Origin of the sequence: Streptomyces sp. NBC_00988 (genome assembly GCF_045162645.1) — a bacterium.
GTDB lineage: Bacteria > Actinomycetota > Actinomycetes > Streptomycetales > Streptomycetaceae > Streptomyces.
This window is the reverse complement of the sequence record NZ_CP108730.1, coordinates 2,729,029-2,744,089: the sequence shown is the minus strand read 5'-3', so window position 1 is coordinate 2,744,089 and position 15,061 is coordinate 2,729,029. Positions and strand designations below refer to the sequence as shown.

Genomic DNA, 15,061 nt, shown 5'->3' with positions numbered 1-15,061 from the left:
CGGGCGCGTTGGGGCTGTTCCCGCGCCGGTCAGCGGCTGCCGTCGAGGATGACGCGCGCGACCAGGGCCGGGTCGTCGCTCATCGGGCAGTGCCCGCAGCCGGGCAGCCGCACCAGCCGGGACCGGGGGATCATCTGCTTGGCGCGGACGCCCTGGCGGCGCAGCAGCAGCCGGTCCTGGGTACCCCAGGCCACGGTCACCGGGATGCCGGGGATGTCGTCGGTGAACCGGACGCTCGTACCGGCCCGGAGCGTGTCGTCGAACCCGGGCGCGTTGACCAGCGCGAGCGTCTCGGCGACCACGGCCTCGGGTGAACGGCGGCCCGGGCGGGCGTAGATGGTGCTGGTGAGCGCGGTGCGGCCGGCCGTCGTGCGCGCCAGCTTCTCGACCAGCGGGAGGGGCATGCTGCGGGCGATCCGCCGCATGGTGAGCAGCACACCGAAGGCGTAGCGCCGCTCTGCCTGGGACCAGAACCCGGCGGGGGAGAGGGCGGTGACGGACCGTACGACCTTCTCGCGGCCCAGCTCCAGGGCCATCAGGCCGCCGAGCGAGTTGCCCGCCACATGCGGGCGTTCGAGCCCCAGCGCCTCGCAGAAGGCCCTGAACACGGCGGCCGTCGTCGTCAGGTCGTACGCCAGCCCCTCCGGGAGCGCGGGCGAGGCGCCGAACCCGGGCAGGTCCACGGCGATCACATCGCGCTCGGTCGCGAGGATGTCCACCACCGGGTCCCAGGCCTGCCGGTGGTGACCTATGCCGTGCAGCAGGAGCAGCGGTTCGCCGCTGCCCACGCGCGCGTAGGACACGGTCACGGTCTTCGGGCCCTGTGGAGTTGGGACCGGGAAGGAGACGGTGGCGGACATGGGGATGCTCCTCGTCTGGGACGCGCCGGCAGACGCCGTGCAGGTTGTGTAGACAGCTTGTCAGCAACTGCTACTCACCGGTAGCCCCAAATGCGGGGGACCTTGGGGCCCACGGTTTTCTGCTGGACAGGGCCGCGCCCAACGCATGGGATGGAGCGGTGACCACCGACACCCCGACCGATGTCTTCGAAGAACACCGCCCCGTCCTCATGGGGGTCGCCTACCGCATGCTCGGGCGGGTGGCCGACGCCGAGGACGTGGTCCAGGACGCCTGGCTGCGGTGGTCCGCCGCCGACCGCGCCGAGGTCCGCGAACCGCGCGCCTACCTGGTGCGCGTCACCACCCGCCTCGCCATCGACCGGCTCCGCCAGGTCAAGGCGCGCGGCGAGGCCTACGTGGGCCCATGGCTGCCGGAGCCGTACGTCACCGACTTCGGGGACACCGTCCCCGACACCGCGGAACGCGCCGTGCTCGCCGACTCCGTCTCCCTCGCCGTACTCGTCGTCCTGGAGTCGCTGTCCCCGCTGGAACGCGCCGTGTTCGTCCTCAGAGAGGCGTTCGGCTACCCGTACGCCGACATCGCGGCCATGCTGGACCGCGGTGAGCCGGCCGTGCGCCAACTCGCCGGACGGGCCCGCAAACACGTCGACGAACGGCGCCCGCGCTACGAGGTCGACCCGGCCCAACGCCGCGACCTCACCGAGCGGTTCCTCGCCGCGGCGGCCGAGGGCGACCTGGCGGGCCTCATGAAGATGCTCGCCCCGGACGTCCGTCTGATCGGCGACAGCGGCGGCAAGTCCAAGGCGCCGCTGCGCATCCTGGAGAGTGCCGACAATGTGGGCCGCTTCCTGGTCGCCGTCGCCGCGAAGGGGATCCCGGAGATGTCGTTCCGCTTCCTGGAGCTCAACGGCGGACCCGCGGTACTGATCCTTTCGGGTGACACGCCCGACAGCGTCTTCCAGGTGGACGTATCCGCCGGACGTATCCGCTCCGTCTACATCGTCCGCAACCCCGACAAGCTTCGATCACTGGCTTCCGCTTAGCCGTGGCCCGGGCGGAGCCCCCGTTTCGAGACGGGGGCTTTGCTGTTACGTCACGAAGAACACCCAGTACGAACGCCCTGTGAACGCTCTGCGGCAGACGCTCTGTGCATCGCATATGACATAGAGGATTGGTCTTGACCAAGGGTGGGGGCCGTCCTATGGTCGCAGATAAGTGAAACAACCTTTAATAAACAAGGGCGCTAAAACGCCGCCGGAACACGGCGATTGCGGAGGACAGGGTGGGGACCACGCAGTTGGAATCGGTGCCGGAGCCGAAGTACTGGCATCTCAAGACAGTGCTGAGTGAGGCACTGGACTCCGAGTTCTCCGTGGGCGAGATCCTGCCCAACGAGCGCGACCTGGCGGCCCGCTTCGGCGTCGCCCGGGCCACGCTCCGGCAGGCTCTGGAACAACTCGAACTGGAAGGCCGGCTGCAGCGCCGTCGCGGAGTCGGTACGACCGTCGCGCCGCCGCGCGTGGGTGTCGCCGTCGGCACCGAGCAGCACGCCTGGCCGGGCGCCGGGGAGGACGCCTGGCAGTCCGTCGACTGTGTGCTGGCGGCCCCGCCGGCGGCCGTCGCGGACGTCCTGGAGACCCGTTCCGAGGAACTGGTCCACATCGTGCGGCGCTCCCGGGTGAGCCACGGCCAGCCGGTCGCCGCCGAACTGCTCTACATCCCGGAGTCGTCGGTGCCCGACCTCTCCGCCATAGACACTCCCTCAGCGACGGCACGCGCGCGTGCCGTCCTGCGCGAGTTGCAGCGCCTCGAACTGGAGGGCCAGGACCGTGCCGTGGAACTCGGCTCGGCCCGCGCGGACGACGCCAAGGAGCTGGACCGCCTCCCCGGAGCCCCGGTCCTCGTCGTCACCACCCGCTTCTTCGCCGAGGGCCGGACCGCCGCGGTCTCCGTCGCGACCTACCGCGCCGACACCTGCCGCCTGACCTTCGCCGACTCCGGAGGCGTAGAAATCCACCACGGCCCGGAACGCCAGGCCTCCTGACCGAGATCAGGATTCATCCGTCGCGCCCCGGGAACTCCACCCGGGGCGCGACGCGTTCTACGTGCTGGGCGTGTTTTTCACGCGGGGCACGGCAGCGCCCAAAGGGGCACGGGGCTGTATCGATTTGCGGCTCCGCCGCGTGGGCGCGCCCAGCCGCAACGAACCCGCACCCGGCACACGATCACCCCGGTCAAGCTAGCGCCGCGTCACCGTGCCCTCGACCGCGAACAGTTGCTCCTCGACATGGTCAAGAGCCAACCGCAACGCCCCAGTTGCCGCGGCCGCCTCCCCGAGCAACGACAGGGCGACCTTCGGCGGCCGCAGGCAATACCGCGCCAACTCCCGCCGCAACGGCTCCAGTACACCGTCCAGCCCGGCAGCCCAACCACCCACGACGACCAGCTCCGGATCGAGCGCCAGCACCAGCGCGGCGACATCGTGCACAAGGCGCTGGATGAACCGGTCGACAGCCGCCATCGCCCGCTGGTCACCGTCCCGCGCCAGCGCGAAGACCTGCGCCACCGCCTGCTCGTCCAACGGATGCAGTGGCTCGTCCGTGGTGGACAGCAGCGTCTCCGGAGTCACGTCCCGCCCCAGCAGATGCAGCGCGCCGATCTCACCGGCAGCCCCGCGATACCCCCGATGCAGCCGCCCCCCGATCAGCGAACCGGCGCCCGGACTCAACCCGGCCAGCACCATCACCATGTCGTCGGACTCGGTCGCCGCGCCCTTCCAGTGCTCGGCGACCGCCGCCGCGTTGGCGTCGTTCTCGACCAGCACCGGGCACTTGAAGGACCGGCTCAGCCGCTCGCCGAGGTGCAGCCCCGTCCACTGGGGCAACGCCGTGCCCAGCCGTACGGTGCCGTCCGCCTCGACGATGCCCGGCGTGGCGACGCCCACCGCGCGCAGCGAGCCGCGTGCGACCCCGGCCCGGCGCAGCAACTCGGCGACCGCGGTGCGCAGCCGCTCCAGGCGCTCGTCCGCCGAAGCCGTCTCGTCGACGTCCTTCGCGATCGCGCCGAGCACCCGGCCGTCCAGGTCGGCGAGGAGCACGGCGACGCGATGTGCGCCGATCTCCAGGCCCAGCAGATGCCCGGCCTCGGCCCGGAACCGGAACCGCCGCGCGGGCCGCCCCTGCCGCCGTACAACGCTCTCGTCGGCCGCCTTCTCGACGACCAGCCCGGCCTCGATCAGTCCCTCGACGACGCCCTCGACGGTCGGCCGGGACAGACCGGTCACCCGGGTGATCTCCGTCAGCGTGGCGCAGTCCGTGGCACGCAACGCGTGCAACACCACCGCGGAGTTGATCCTCCGCAGCAGCGAGGGGTCCCCGCCGGTCAGCCCCGCCAAGGTCTGTCCTCCCAGCTCGTGCGCGTGTTGGGCGGATCGTACTCGGCGCGGCGGACCGCGGCGAGAGCCGGGCGCCCCCGACCCACTCGCCCCACTGATTCACCCCGGCGCCACGAACCCCGACTCGTACGCCGCGATCACCGCCTGCGTACGGTCCCGCGCCCCCAGCTTCGCCAGCACGGCGCTCACGTGCGACTTCACCGTCTCGGTCCCGACGACCAGCCGGGCGGCGATCTCCGCGTTCGACAGACCCCGCGCCATCAGCCGCAGCACCGCGGCCTCGCGCTCGGTCAGTTGGGCCCGCTCCATCACCGCGCGTGCCGCCCGGTTCCCGCCGTCGTCGCCGTACTCGGCGGCCAACTGCCGTACGGAGGCCGGGAACAGCAGCGAGTCGCCCTCGGCCACCAGCCGCACCGCGTGCACGATCTCGGCGGGCCGCGCCCGCTTCAGCAGGAACCCGTCGGCACCGGCCCGCAGCGCCTCGTACACGTACTCGTCGTTCTCGAAGGTCGTGATGACCAGGATCTTCGGCGGATCGTCGACCGTGCGCAGCACCGCGCGCGTGGCCTCGATGCCGTCCAGGAGCGGCATCCGTACGTCCATGGCGACCACGTCCGGCCGCAGCTGCCGCACCAGCGGGATCACGGCGGCCCCGTCGGCGGCCTCCCCGACCACCTCGATGTCCGGCTGCGCCTCCAGTACGGCCCGCAGACCCGCGCGTACGAGGGGTTCGTCATCGACTAGGAGAACGGTGACCGGCATCCGGCCAGCCTAGATCAGCCCAGCGGCAGCTCCGCATGCACCTGCCAGTCACCCTCGTCGGGCCCGGTGTGCGCCCGCCCGCCGAGCAGTGCGGCACGCTCGCGTATGCCCCGTAGACCACTGCCCCGGCCCGGTCCCGGTATCGCCGCCGTCAGCGGATTGCGGACCTCCAGATCGAGGGTGCCGTCGGCGACCCCGATACGGACCCGCACGGGGACGGAACCCGCGTGCCGCAGCACATTGGTCAGCGCCTCCTGCAGGATCCGGTACCCCTCCCGGGAGACCGGCCCCGGCACCGTCTCCAACGGCCCGGTCACCTCCGCGTCGACCTTCGCCCCGGAGGCCCGCGCCGACTCCAACAGCCGGTCGGCGTCCACGAGCGTCGGCCGGCCGCTCACTGGCCGCTCCGCCTCCCGCAGCACGCCCAACACCCGCTCCAGGTCCTCCAGTGCCGCCCGACCGGTCTCCTCGATGGCACCCAGCGCCCGCTCGGTGAACTCCGGATCACCCGCCGCCCGGGCGGCACCCGCCTGCACCACCGCGACGGTCAGCGCGTGACCGATGGAGTCGTGCAACTCCCGCGCGATGCGGGTGCGTTCCAGCAACTGCTCGGTGCGCTCTTCCAGGGCGGCGAGTTGCTCCGCGCGCGAGGGGCCGAGCAGCTTCCGGGCCAGCAGTGTGGCCAACTCGCCGAGGCCGACGACGACTGCGTACATCGCGATCAGGGGAAGCAGTGCCAGGAGGGCGTATCCCCAGTGTGGTTGAGCGTTGCTCAGCACAGGGACGCCGTCCGGTACTTTGCCGATCGCCAGCCCGACGAGCGTCACGGACAGGAGCGGCCCCCAGATGGTGCTGAACGAACCCAGCACGCTCAGCGCCATCCGTGTCTCCAGCCACAGCACGGTCCGGCCCCGGTCCCGCCAGGTCGCCGCCGGTGCGACAGAGATGCCCGAGTCCTGCTCGCCCGGCGTCAGCAGCAGCCGCGCCTGTACCCCCTCACCCATGCGCACGGACGGGATCAGGCCGACCGGGATGAGCATGAGCGCGGGCACATAGGGCGTCGACATGTCGATGTACAGCCAGACACTCACGATCAGCATCGGCACCCAAAGATGCAGCAGACGCGTGTACGTCGTCCCCCGGAGCAGCGGGCGCAGGAAGCGGGCCATTCCGACATCGTGACACCCGGCACCGACAATCGGCCTCCCCCGGGCGGGGGAGGCGATCTCCACCGGCGGGGGAGGCACCAACTCCCCTGACCGGCCAGGCTGTTGGTCATGACCAGCATCGACGTACGAGACCTCACCAAGGAGTACGGCACCCGGCGGGCCGTGGACCACGTCACCTTCGACGTCCGCCCCGGCAAGGTCACCGGCTTCCTCGGCCCCAACGGCGCCGGGAAGTCCACCACCATGCGCCTCGTCCTCGGCCTCGACCGCCCCACCTCCGGGACCGCCACCATCGGCGGCCGCCCCTACGCCGAGCTCACCGAGCCGCTGCGCCACGTGGGCGCCCTGCTCGACGCCCAGGCCGCGCACGGCTCCCGTACCGCCCGCGACCATCTGCGCGCCTTGGCGGCGAGCAACCGCATCCCGGCCGCCCGGGTCGACGCGGTGCTGGAGGAGACGGGGCTCGCGTCGGTCGCGCGGCACCGGGTGAAGACGTACTCCCTGGGCATGCGCCAGCGGCTGGGCATCGCCGGTGCCCTCCTGGGTGACCCCGAGGTGGTCCTGCTGGATGAGCCGTCGAACGGCCTGGACCCCGAAGGCATCGTCTGGATCCGGGAGTTGCTGCGCCGGCTGGCGGCGGAGGGCCGTACGGTCCTGGTCTCCAGCCACCTGATGAACGAGACCGCCTCCTTCGCCGACCACCTCGTGGTCCTCGGCCGCGGCCGTCTCCTCGCCGACACCCCGATGCGGGACTTCATCGACGCGCGCGTGCAACCCCACGTACGCATCCGTACGACGGACGCCGGCGCCCTCAAGAGCGCACTCGCCGGGCACGGTCTCGACGGCACGGAACACGAGGAGGGGCACTGGACCGTGGCGCACGCACGCGTGGACGAGATCGGCACCCTGTTGTCCGCGGCCGGAGTACCGATCCTCGAACTGACCGCCACCGAGGGCACGTTGGAGCAGGCCTATCTCGATCTGACCGCCACGGAGACCGAGTTCACCGCACCGCACCAGGAGGCCTGACCATGACGTTCACGCCCGTGTTCCACTCCGAGTGGATCAAGATCCGTACCCTGCGCTCACAGCTCGCGGCCCTCGCCATGATCCTCGCGGTGACGGTGGTCTTCTCCGTGCTCGCCTCGTCCGACACCGGAGGCGACGACTTCGACCCGATGTTCGCGGTCTTCTTCGGCGTGACCTTCGGCCAGATCGCGGCGATCGCCTTCGGTACGACCGCCGTGTCCTCGGAGTTCCAAGGTGGAGCGCTACGGCTGTCGCTGGCCGCGGTGCCGCACCGGGGGCGCTGGTTCGCGGCCAAGGCGACGGCGATCGCCGTGCCCGTGTTCGCCGTCGGCCTGGTCACCGGTGTGGTGACGCTGGTGGTCGGAAAGGCGGTGCTGGGCGCCGAGGCCGACGGACTCGGCTGGGCGGAGCAGGTGCGCGGTGTGGTCGGCTGCGCCGTCTATCTCACGCTGATGGCGCTGCTCGCGGCCGGTCTCACGGCGGTGCTGCGCAGCGGGGTGGCGACACTGAGCACCCTCATCCCGTTCCTGCTGATCGTGTCCTTCGTGGTCGGCGACGCGTCGAGCGACATCGCGGACGTTCTGCCCGACCGGGCCGGCCAGGTGGCGCTCCACCAGACCTGGGCCGGGGCGATGGGGCCGTGGACCGGACTCGGGGTGACGGCCCTGTGGGCAGCGGCGGTGCTGGCGGCGGGGGCACGGAGCGTGCGGCGCCGGGACGCCTGACCCCGGACGTGCCGGAACGTTTGACCCCAAGCAGGCGCTGACGCCCCGTCAATTGTCAGTGCGGGCCGGTTTACTGGAGGCATGAACATCACGCACTGGCCGGCGACGATCGACCTGCTGTGCACCCGGGACTTTCCCGCGGAGCACGGCAGGACGGACGTGGGTACGGGAGGACCCGGCTGTCACATCGCCGAACTGCAGACGAGCGGCGACTTCTGGGAGGACGACGGGACGGAGCGGGAGGAGACCGAGGCACAGTACGAGTTCGACCGGGACGGACTCGGCGTGCGGCTGATCGAACGCTGGAGCGCGCCCCGTGTCATCAGCCTGGAGAGCGCGTTCGAGCGGTCGCAAGGCGGCGAGGACATACCGGAGCCCTGGGCCTCGCTCAGCGCGCACGTGCCGGACGTACACCTGTGGAAGTCGCCGGAGACCGGCCGGTGGATCGCCCTCGGCGTGTCCCAGTGAGCTTCTTCAACTGCGCCCCGGGAGAGTGACGGTGGGTCCGTCGTTGACCTCCGGTCGACCAGCAGGATCGAGCGCGATGACCGTGGTCGACACCTCAGCCGCATCACCCGATCGGTGGCCGATCTGAAGAAGCTCAGTGGGACAAGGAACTTCCGTTCCAACTCCTGGCCGTCGTAACGGAGATGGACCCGCCGTGAGGGTCTAGTCCTGCGCGGCGACCCGCAGCCGCCCGAACTCCTCGGCCATCGTCGCCGCCGTCCAGTGCGCGTTCAGCCCTCTGAATATTCCAATAACTACCCATTTGTTTTAAAATTGATCTTGTGAGCGAGATTAATTCAGAATCAAATTCGCCTTTGAGGGTCAGCCCTTATGCTCGCATCTCTGATACGGATGAAGAGCGGGCACCTGGCATCGATCGACAGTTGCGGACAGTGCACCCGCTTATTGCGTCGCGGGGTGCCGTCCAAACACGCGACTACACCGACAACGATAAGTCGGCCTATAAGCCGGAAGTCTTTCGTGACGACTTCGAGGCGTGGCTTCAGGACTTTATCGACGACAAGAACGACGGCATCGCCGCGTGGGATCTCGACCGCGTCTTTCGCCAGAACACGGACCTTGAACGGGTCATCAAGGCGTACTGCGATGCCTACTTGAAGCAGAAGCGTCCCAAGCCGGTGTTGTGGCTACCTTCAATGACCCTGGATCTTACTGATCCAGACGGTCAGACTATCGCGCGTATGTTGGTCGCTGTCGCCAACCAGTCGAGCGCAAAGACGGTGAAGCGCGTCACTGACTTCTACCGTGACGAAGCGCTAAAGGGAAACATCTTCAGCAACTACCCCGCTTTCTATCGGAACAAAGATGGTTCCATCAATTCCGAGAAGGCAGCCATCACGTTCAAAGCGATCGAGGACGTGTTCGCGGGCGTGCGTCCAACAGCCATTGCCGATGAGTGGCGCACGAAGGGCATCACAACAGCGCGCGGTGGTCGCGTGAACGGTGAGACCGTCCGCCGTATCCTCATTGACCCCGGTATTGCTGGTCTCGCTGTCTACCGTAAGGAACTGCTGATTGGAACAGATGGCGAGCCAATCAAGCGTCGAGACGGCGGGCTAACGGATGAGGCGACTTGGCGGGCGGTCTGCAAAGAGCTGGAAACTAAGCTGGGGCGACGACGGAAGCCAACCAAAGCGCTTCTCAGTAAGTTTCTCCGCTGCGGCCTGTGTGGTTCGCGCATGGTGCGTACTCGCAAGACTGACACCTATTTCATGTACGCCTGCCAGTCGGTTGATGCTGGCGGTTGCGCCAGGGTGGCGATGTCCGGCCCCAAGCTCGACAAGCAGATCACGGCGTTGGTGCTGGCCTACCTCAACCAACCGATCGACGCGGTTGAAGAGAAGCCCTTCGAGAGCCAAACGCGACTCGATGAAGTCACAGCCAAGATTGCCGAGTTGATGACCGCTTACCGCACCGGTGAGATGTCAGGCTCGATCGTGTTTCCCTCGATCAAGGAGCTGGAAGATGAGCAGAAGGTACTTCAGGGTCAGGCTGCCAAGCATGTCCGTATGAAGCGGAAGGTCACGACCGCTGCCGATGAATGGGATGACATCGGGCTTGAGCGCCAACAGGCCATCATCGGTGAAGTCTTTGAAGTCATCGTCATCATGCCTGCCAGTAATCCTAAGGGCGGGGTGTACGAAGCAGAACGGGCGAAGCCAGTTTGGCGTTCACCCGAGAAGTAACTGCTTGATCTTCTTCTCACGCTCCTGCGTAAGAGGAGGTGCCTTTGCTAGTTCACGTTGAATCCAGTCCTGCATCGTCATAGGTGCGGGGCTGGATTCTTTTGTGCCCGTCTCACCTTGAACCGGCTCGACCTTGATGGTCGGCTGCCGATTCGTTGGTACTGATGGTCCTTGTTGCTGGGCTGTCATGTATAAATCTCTGCATTAATTATATATCAATCACTCCCAAACTCCACCGACCAAACTCCCCAAGTGCTCCGCCAGATCATTTTGGCTTAATAAGAGTAACGGCCGAGGAAGAAGCCCCGGCCGAGCACCAACCCAACGAGTGGAGCAGAAATGGCGATTGTCAGCCAGAAGGTTTCAGACCTCAGTGGCAAGCAAGGCACCGACAAGCAGTTCGCACAGGTCGTCGTCCGGCAGCACCCGGACATCGACCAGCCGAAGGCGCTGGATGTGTTGGTTCCCGAACTCAAGTCGTTCTCGGACATCAGCGCCGACCTCGTGATCCTCGAAGTCACGATGCCCGACAACACCAAGCAGGACATGTACGTCCCGCTGGAGGAGTTCAACAAGGCTGCCGACAACATGCCCCAGATTCTCAAGGACGCGCGCGGCACCCGTGGCCGCGTTCCCGGAACCAAGGTTGGCAACGGCAGCTAAACCCCACAGCTCCGCGTCTGCCACCGCTCCCGGCAGCGTGGAAACCCCCGTCCTGGTGACCCGAAAGGGTCATCGGGGCGGGGCTTATCAACTTGGCCACGTGAGGTTCAAATCCGGGGTGAAACGACCGTCACCCCGGACCAGAGTCCCACGGTCGAGAGGCGAAGTGGTTCCGTGATTACCGGCATCTTGCTCCCCTGCGCCGAAGAACAGCCCATCAAGCGGGTTGAGTTCGACGCCGAGAACGACAAGCTCATTCAGGAGATGGTCGGCGGCACGTTCGAGGCGTTCAACCTCGACGTACCGCCGGCTTCGATCCTGGCGAACGACGAGGCGATGCTTTGGTCGTTGCCGTTCAACCACCGCGCAACCGTCCTGTTGTGGCAGCACGCCAAAGGGCTCCGCGGCCAGGCGTATATCAGCGGGGATGCAGTCCTCACGGGTATGCCGGATAGGCGCGGGTTCACCAAGTCGGTTCCGTCGCAGTTGATTGAACTGCTTCTCGAAACCGAGACGTACGGCGTCGAGTTCCTGCATCGGCCTGACGGTCCATGGTCGCGAAAGTCGCTGACGTTCACTGACTGGTTCGAGGCGTATAACTACGCGATCATCCATGAGGAGACGTTCGCGACCGTCAGGAGCGCGAGGGTTATCGGCGTGCAGTAGTCACGTTAGCCCGTGGGATTCCCCCTCTTCGGAGGGGGTTTCTTTATGTCGTGTTGTAAATTCCGCCCTCTGCAAAGCACACCGACTGTGTCATTAATAGACTAAGTGACGGCCCGCGCGCCGCATCTGAACTCCGCCTCCCGTTGCGCTTACTCCCGACGGTGACGGCGGACCCTCATCCCGGCAAAGCCATGTCGGGATGAGGGGTTTTTCTTTTCCAAAAAATTAGTGCTTGTAATTACTTTAACAATGCCTCATAATCCACCATCGACGAGAGCGGATACGAAATCCATTTGTATTCCGTAACGCCACGCCGCCTCGGTCAGATACCGGACGGCTTGCTGGCGTGAATCTCGCACATTCACACCCAACGACCCAGGAGTAAGACATGGGTTTGACTCGTAGGGGATTCGTCCCCCGAGTGAGGCAGGGACTCGTTTCCCTGCTGCTGGCCATCGGCATGATGGTCGGCATCAGCATGGCTACGGCCACACCGGCGCAGGCTTCGACGACCTACATCTACCCGGTGTACCACAACCAGGTTTGTAATCGTCAGGGCCACTTCGGGGCCTCGTTCTGGAACGGGTTCAACCCGTACAGCTGGTACTGCTACGACCTGTCTGTTCCGGCTGGAATCACGTTCACCGGCGGTCTCGACATCAACGGTTGGTGCCAGGACAGGTACCGGGGTACGCACGCCGAGCTGATGGGCCGGGACGTATGGGGATGGAATTGCGTCCGTAGGACGGCGTAACTTCCGGGGTGGCGGGGTCGGAGAAATCCGATCTCGCCACCCGCTACTGCACCGATCAAGTTACATTAATCAAGGGAGTCCACATGGAAGAATTTATCAACGTGCTTTACGTCATACTGCCTTGGATCGTGATCCTTCTATGGATCGCTGTTCCAGTTGCTTTAATTTGGGTTGTCGTTCGATACATAAAGAAGCGAAAGTCCGAAAAGAAATAGACTTGCGCAGACGTGGAGACGATATGTCTCAGAGGAGCAAATACCGCCACCTCGGCGGTATTTTTGTTCGTCATCAACCAAACCCAAGCAAGTCCTCAGTCACTTGCATAAGTATAGTAAACGGGCTCGCGTCCCGTTGGTGTTCGCGCCTCTGTTGAGACGTTTCGCATCGGTGTTGTAGTCCGTGCCAAAGTCATTGATCCCCTCCGCTCGCTTCCCCATAGTGGAATACGGAAGAGCGGCAGACCACCGACGGTCAGCAGCTCGCACGACCAACCCGAAGCACATAGCCCACGAGCAACCAGCGCCCCGGCGCGAGGCAATCTTTGTGCACCTCAAAATTAGGAACGCGACAGGAGGACTAATGACAAGACAGATTCACTGACACCCACCAAGAGAACAGGCCCGCCGGATCACACCGGCCTCACCTGGTTCGAGATTCACTTCCCCCACGACCTGACCGCCCCCGATGTAGTCAGAGCACTCCAACCCCTGGCCTACCGGCCATTGGTCGGCTGGTTCAAGCGCACGCCGGCCGCCGTCCTTGAGACGCGCGCATCATCCGGCGGTGACGTCCGCTGGTTGGTCGGCGTCGACTCCGCGATCCGCGCCGAGTTCCCCGGCCAGTTGCAAGCGCAGCTTCCCGGCCTGGTGCTGGTTCCGCTCGACAAACCGGCGCGGCCCGTCCCCATGGTCGCCGCCAACGTCCGCCTGTCGAGCCTCGCCGACCCCGTCCGTACGGACATGGCCGCCAGCGTCACCGCTGGACTCCTCGAAATTATGAACGCCCTCGCACGGGGGCAATCCGTCGCCCTTCAGTGGATCGTCGGGCCAGCACAGAACCGGAAGCAGAGGGCGGAGCAGTTCAGCATCGCCCGTGCGCTCGGCCTGGTCGCCGTTGTCCACGAGACGGCCGACGCTCGGAAACTTTGGAAGGCCAAGGCGGCGGAGCCGCTGCTACTCATCCGGGGCCGCATCGGTGCCCGTGCCCGCAGCGCGGAACAGGCCCGTCTTCTCGTCCGCTCCTTAGGCGAAGCGATCCAACTTGCCAGCGGGCCGCACGGAAGCCTTCACGTTTTGCGGCCCACGACGCGCGGCGTGAACCAGCTCGACGACGCGGCGGACGGCAACCGTTGGTCGGGCGTCCTCAACGTGGCGGAACTGGCGTCGGTCATCGGCTGGCCGGTAGAAGCGACGGGATCACGGCACGCGCGTCACGGCCGCCAGTACCCGGCACCTTCCGCGCTCCTCGTACCGCGAGAAGGACGGCACCAACCGGGCGCACGCGTCCTCGGCACCGGCCTGCACCCAAGTCAGCGCGACCAACTGGTGACGCTGCCGACGGAAAGTGCGCTGCATCATCTGCACGTCGTCGGGCCGACGGGTAGCGGGAAATCCACGCTGCTGGCCGCGCTGCTTCATGCCGACGTGGCGGCCGGGCGAAGTGTCTTCGTCCTTGAACCCCGGGGCGACCTGGTAGAAGCGATCCTGGCCGGCGTCCCCGCAGAGCGTCGTAAGGACGTGGTGGTCATCGAGCCGGGACAAGCTGGGATGGTCGTCGGCTTCAACCCGCTGGCCGGTCGTCCCGAGGACGCCGAGCAGCGCGCCGACCACCTCTTGCACTTGTTCCGTGAGCTGTACGGCACCAGCCTCGGGCCTCGAAGTGCCGACGTCCTCATGCACGCGCTCGTCGCACTGAGCCGAAGTGGCCAAAGCACGCTCGCTGACCTTCCTGTTCTCCTGACCAACGCGGCCTTCCGCCGCCGCGTGCTCGCCGAGGTCAACGATGCGCTCGTCCTTGCTCCCTTCTTCTCCTGGTACGACGGCCTGTCAGAGGCCGAACGCCAACAAGTCATCAGCCCGGTTCTCAACAAGACCCGGGCTTTTTTGAGCCGCACGGCGATCCGTAGGTTGCTGGGTCAAGCATCCCCGCGGTTCGGGTTGGACGAGCTGTTTCAACGTCCGCGCATCGTGCTGGTGAACCTGAACGCTGGCGTCATCGGAAGCGAGACGTCCCAGATGATCGGGGCGCTGCTGGTGACGCAGCTCTGGCAAGCGATGCAGCGGCGAGCGGCGGTTCCGTCGATTCAGCGACACCCGGTCATGGTCGTGATCGACGAGGTACAGCAGTATCTCCGACTGCCGGTTGATCTCGGCGACATGTTCGCCCAGGCGCGCGGCCTTGGCGTCGGCCTGACAGTGGCACATCAGCACATGGGCCAGCTCCCGCCGAAGATGAAGGCGGGGATCATCGCGAATGCCCGTAATCGTGTGGTGTTCCGTCCCAGCAGCGAGGACGCATCCACGTTGGCCAGCGTTCTTGGCGGCGGCCTGGTGGCGGATGACCTCGGACTCCTCGGTGCTCACGAGGCGTATGCGGAAGTCCTGGTGAACCGGCAGCCAAGCGAACCGTTTCTTATCCGTACGCGCCAGCCGGACGGCCGCGTCCTCAGTGATCCGACCGATCTACGACGCGAAAGCGCGGCGCGGTTCGGGGCTGACGGCCTGGACGTCGACGCGCGGCTACGTCAGCGGTGGCAAGGCGACGACGCCCGGCCGGATGGACCTATAGGGCAAGCGCCACGGAGGACGACATGAACGTCTGGCCTTC

Annotated in this window: 14 protein-coding genes and 1 pseudogene; 10 read left to right on the top strand and 5 right to left on the bottom strand. The window is 66.6% G+C overall.

Annotated elements, in window-relative coordinates:
* Window positions 1-29: 29 nt before the first annotated feature.
* Window positions 30-860: an alpha/beta fold hydrolase gene (locus OG496_RS12535; protein ID WP_405970912.1), complete on the bottom strand. Its 831-nt coding sequence runs from the start codon at window positions 858-860 to the stop codon at window positions 30-32.
* A 158-nt stretch (window positions 861-1,018) separates the two neighbouring features.
* Here OG496_RS12535 and OG496_RS12530 point away from each other — a divergent pair, with 158 nt between their 5' ends.
* Window positions 1,019-1,903: an RNA polymerase sigma-70 factor gene (locus OG496_RS12530; RefSeq protein WP_405970911.1), complete on the top strand. Its 885-nt coding sequence runs from the start codon at window positions 1,019-1,021 to the stop codon at window positions 1,901-1,903.
* A 239-nt stretch (window positions 1,904-2,142) separates the two neighbouring features.
* Window positions 2,143-2,904: a GntR family transcriptional regulator gene (locus tag OG496_RS12525; protein WP_405970910.1), complete on the top strand. Its 762-nt coding sequence runs from the start codon at window positions 2,143-2,145 to the stop codon at window positions 2,902-2,904.
* A 195-nt stretch (window positions 2,905-3,099) separates the two neighbouring features.
* On the opposite strand, the gene OG496_RS12520 is transcribed toward OG496_RS12525, so the two are convergent.
* From OG496_RS12520 to OG496_RS12510, 3 genes are all read right to left on the bottom strand, one after another.
* Window positions 3,100-4,254 (bottom strand): ROK family transcriptional regulator, encoded by a 1,155-nt coding sequence (locus OG496_RS12520; protein ID WP_366497229.1) that lies wholly within the window; start codon window positions 4,252-4,254, stop codon window positions 3,100-3,102.
* Window positions 4,255-4,353: 99 nt separating this feature from the next.
* Complete coding sequence (locus tag OG496_RS12515) at window positions 4,354-5,016, bottom strand: response regulator (protein WP_405970909.1); 663 nt, start codon at window positions 5,014-5,016, stop codon at window positions 4,354-4,356.
* 14 nt (window positions 5,017-5,030) lie between these two features.
* Window positions 5,031-6,185: a sensor histidine kinase gene (locus tag OG496_RS12510; RefSeq protein ID WP_405970908.1), complete on the bottom strand. Its 1,155-nt coding sequence runs from the start codon at window positions 6,183-6,185 to the stop codon at window positions 5,031-5,033.
* 108 nt (window positions 6,186-6,293) lie between these two features.
* On the opposite strand from OG496_RS12510, the gene OG496_RS12505 reads away from it, so the two are divergent.
* The 3 genes from OG496_RS12505 (at window position 6,294) to OG496_RS12495 (ending at window position 8,407) form a co-directional block, all read left to right on the top strand.
* The gene (locus OG496_RS12505; RefSeq protein WP_405970907.1) at window positions 6,294-7,214 is read left to right on the top strand and encodes an ABC transporter ATP-binding protein; all 921 of its coding nucleotides are present in this window, start codon (window positions 6,294-6,296) and stop codon (window positions 7,212-7,214) included.
* A gap of 2 nt (window positions 7,215-7,216) precedes the next feature.
* The gene (locus OG496_RS12500; RefSeq protein WP_405970906.1) at window positions 7,217-7,939 is read left to right on the top strand and encodes an ABC transporter permease; all 723 of its coding nucleotides are present in this window, start codon (window positions 7,217-7,219) and stop codon (window positions 7,937-7,939) included.
* A gap of 81 nt (window positions 7,940-8,020) precedes the next feature.
* The gene (locus tag OG496_RS12495) at window positions 8,021-8,407 is read left to right on the top strand and encodes a hypothetical protein (RefSeq protein WP_405970905.1); all 387 of its coding nucleotides are present in this window, start codon (window positions 8,021-8,023) and stop codon (window positions 8,405-8,407) included.
* Between the two features lie 201 nt (window positions 8,408-8,608).
* On the opposite strand, the pseudogene OG496_RS12490 reads toward OG496_RS12495, so the two are convergent.
* Window positions 8,609-8,683 (bottom strand): annotated as a pseudogene (locus tag OG496_RS12490) (mismatch-specific DNA-glycosylase); the annotation flags it as partial.
* Between the two features lie 44 nt (window positions 8,684-8,727).
* Between OG496_RS12490 and OG496_RS12485 the strand changes: the two are divergent.
* The 5 genes from OG496_RS12485 to OG496_RS12465 all read left to right on the top strand — a co-directional run bounded on the left by OG496_RS12485 (window position 8,728) and on the right by OG496_RS12465 (window position 15,048).
* On the top strand, window positions 8,728-10,152 hold the full coding sequence (locus OG496_RS12485) for a recombinase family protein (RefSeq protein ID WP_405970904.1): 1,425 nt from the start codon (window positions 8,728-8,730) through the stop codon (window positions 10,150-10,152).
* Window positions 10,153-10,491: 339 nt separating this feature from the next.
* Window positions 10,492-10,815 (top strand): hypothetical protein, encoded by a 324-nt coding sequence (locus OG496_RS12480; RefSeq protein ID WP_405970903.1) that lies wholly within the window; start codon window positions 10,492-10,494, stop codon window positions 10,813-10,815.
* 174 nt (window positions 10,816-10,989) lie between these two features.
* On the top strand, window positions 10,990-11,481 hold the full coding sequence (locus tag OG496_RS12475) for a DUF3846 domain-containing protein (protein ID WP_405970902.1): 492 nt from the start codon (window positions 10,990-10,992) through the stop codon (window positions 11,479-11,481).
* Window positions 11,482-11,902: 421 nt separating this feature from the next.
* The gene (locus OG496_RS12470) at window positions 11,903-12,235 is read left to right on the top strand and encodes a hypothetical protein (protein ID WP_405970901.1); all 333 of its coding nucleotides are present in this window, start codon (window positions 11,903-11,905) and stop codon (window positions 12,233-12,235) included.
* Window positions 12,236-12,957: 722 nt separating this feature from the next.
* A complete protein-coding gene (locus tag OG496_RS12465; protein ID WP_405970900.1) occupies window positions 12,958-15,048 on the top strand; it encodes a type IV secretion system DNA-binding domain-containing protein in 2,091 nt (696 codons plus the stop codon).
* The last annotated feature ends 13 nt before the right edge of the window (window positions 15,049-15,061 follow it).

What these genes read in the sequence shown, in the direction of transcription:
- OG496_RS12535 (WP_405970912.1), bottom strand. Translation starts at nt 860, where the DNA reads ATGTCCGCCACCGTCTCCTTCCCGGTCCCAACTCCACAGGGCCCGAAG.
- OG496_RS12515 (WP_405970909.1), bottom strand. Translation starts at nt 5,016, where the DNA reads ATGCCGGTCACCGTTCTCCTAGTCGATGACGAACCCCTCGTACGCGCG.
- OG496_RS12510 (WP_405970908.1), bottom strand. Translation starts at nt 6,185, where the DNA reads ATGGCCCGCTTCCTGCGCCCGCTGCTCCGGGGGACGACGTACACGCGT.
- OG496_RS12505 (WP_405970907.1), top strand. Translation starts at nt 6,294, where the DNA reads ATGACCAGCATCGACGTACGAGACCTCACCAAGGAGTACGGCACCCGG.
- OG496_RS12500 (WP_405970906.1), top strand. Translation starts at nt 7,217, where the DNA reads ATGACGTTCACGCCCGTGTTCCACTCCGAGTGGATCAAGATCCGTACC.
- OG496_RS12495 (WP_405970905.1), top strand. Translation starts at nt 8,021, where the DNA reads ATGAACATCACGCACTGGCCGGCGACGATCGACCTGCTGTGCACCCGG.
- OG496_RS12480 (WP_405970903.1), top strand. Translation starts at nt 10,492, where the DNA reads ATGGCGATTGTCAGCCAGAAGGTTTCAGACCTCAGTGGCAAGCAAGGC.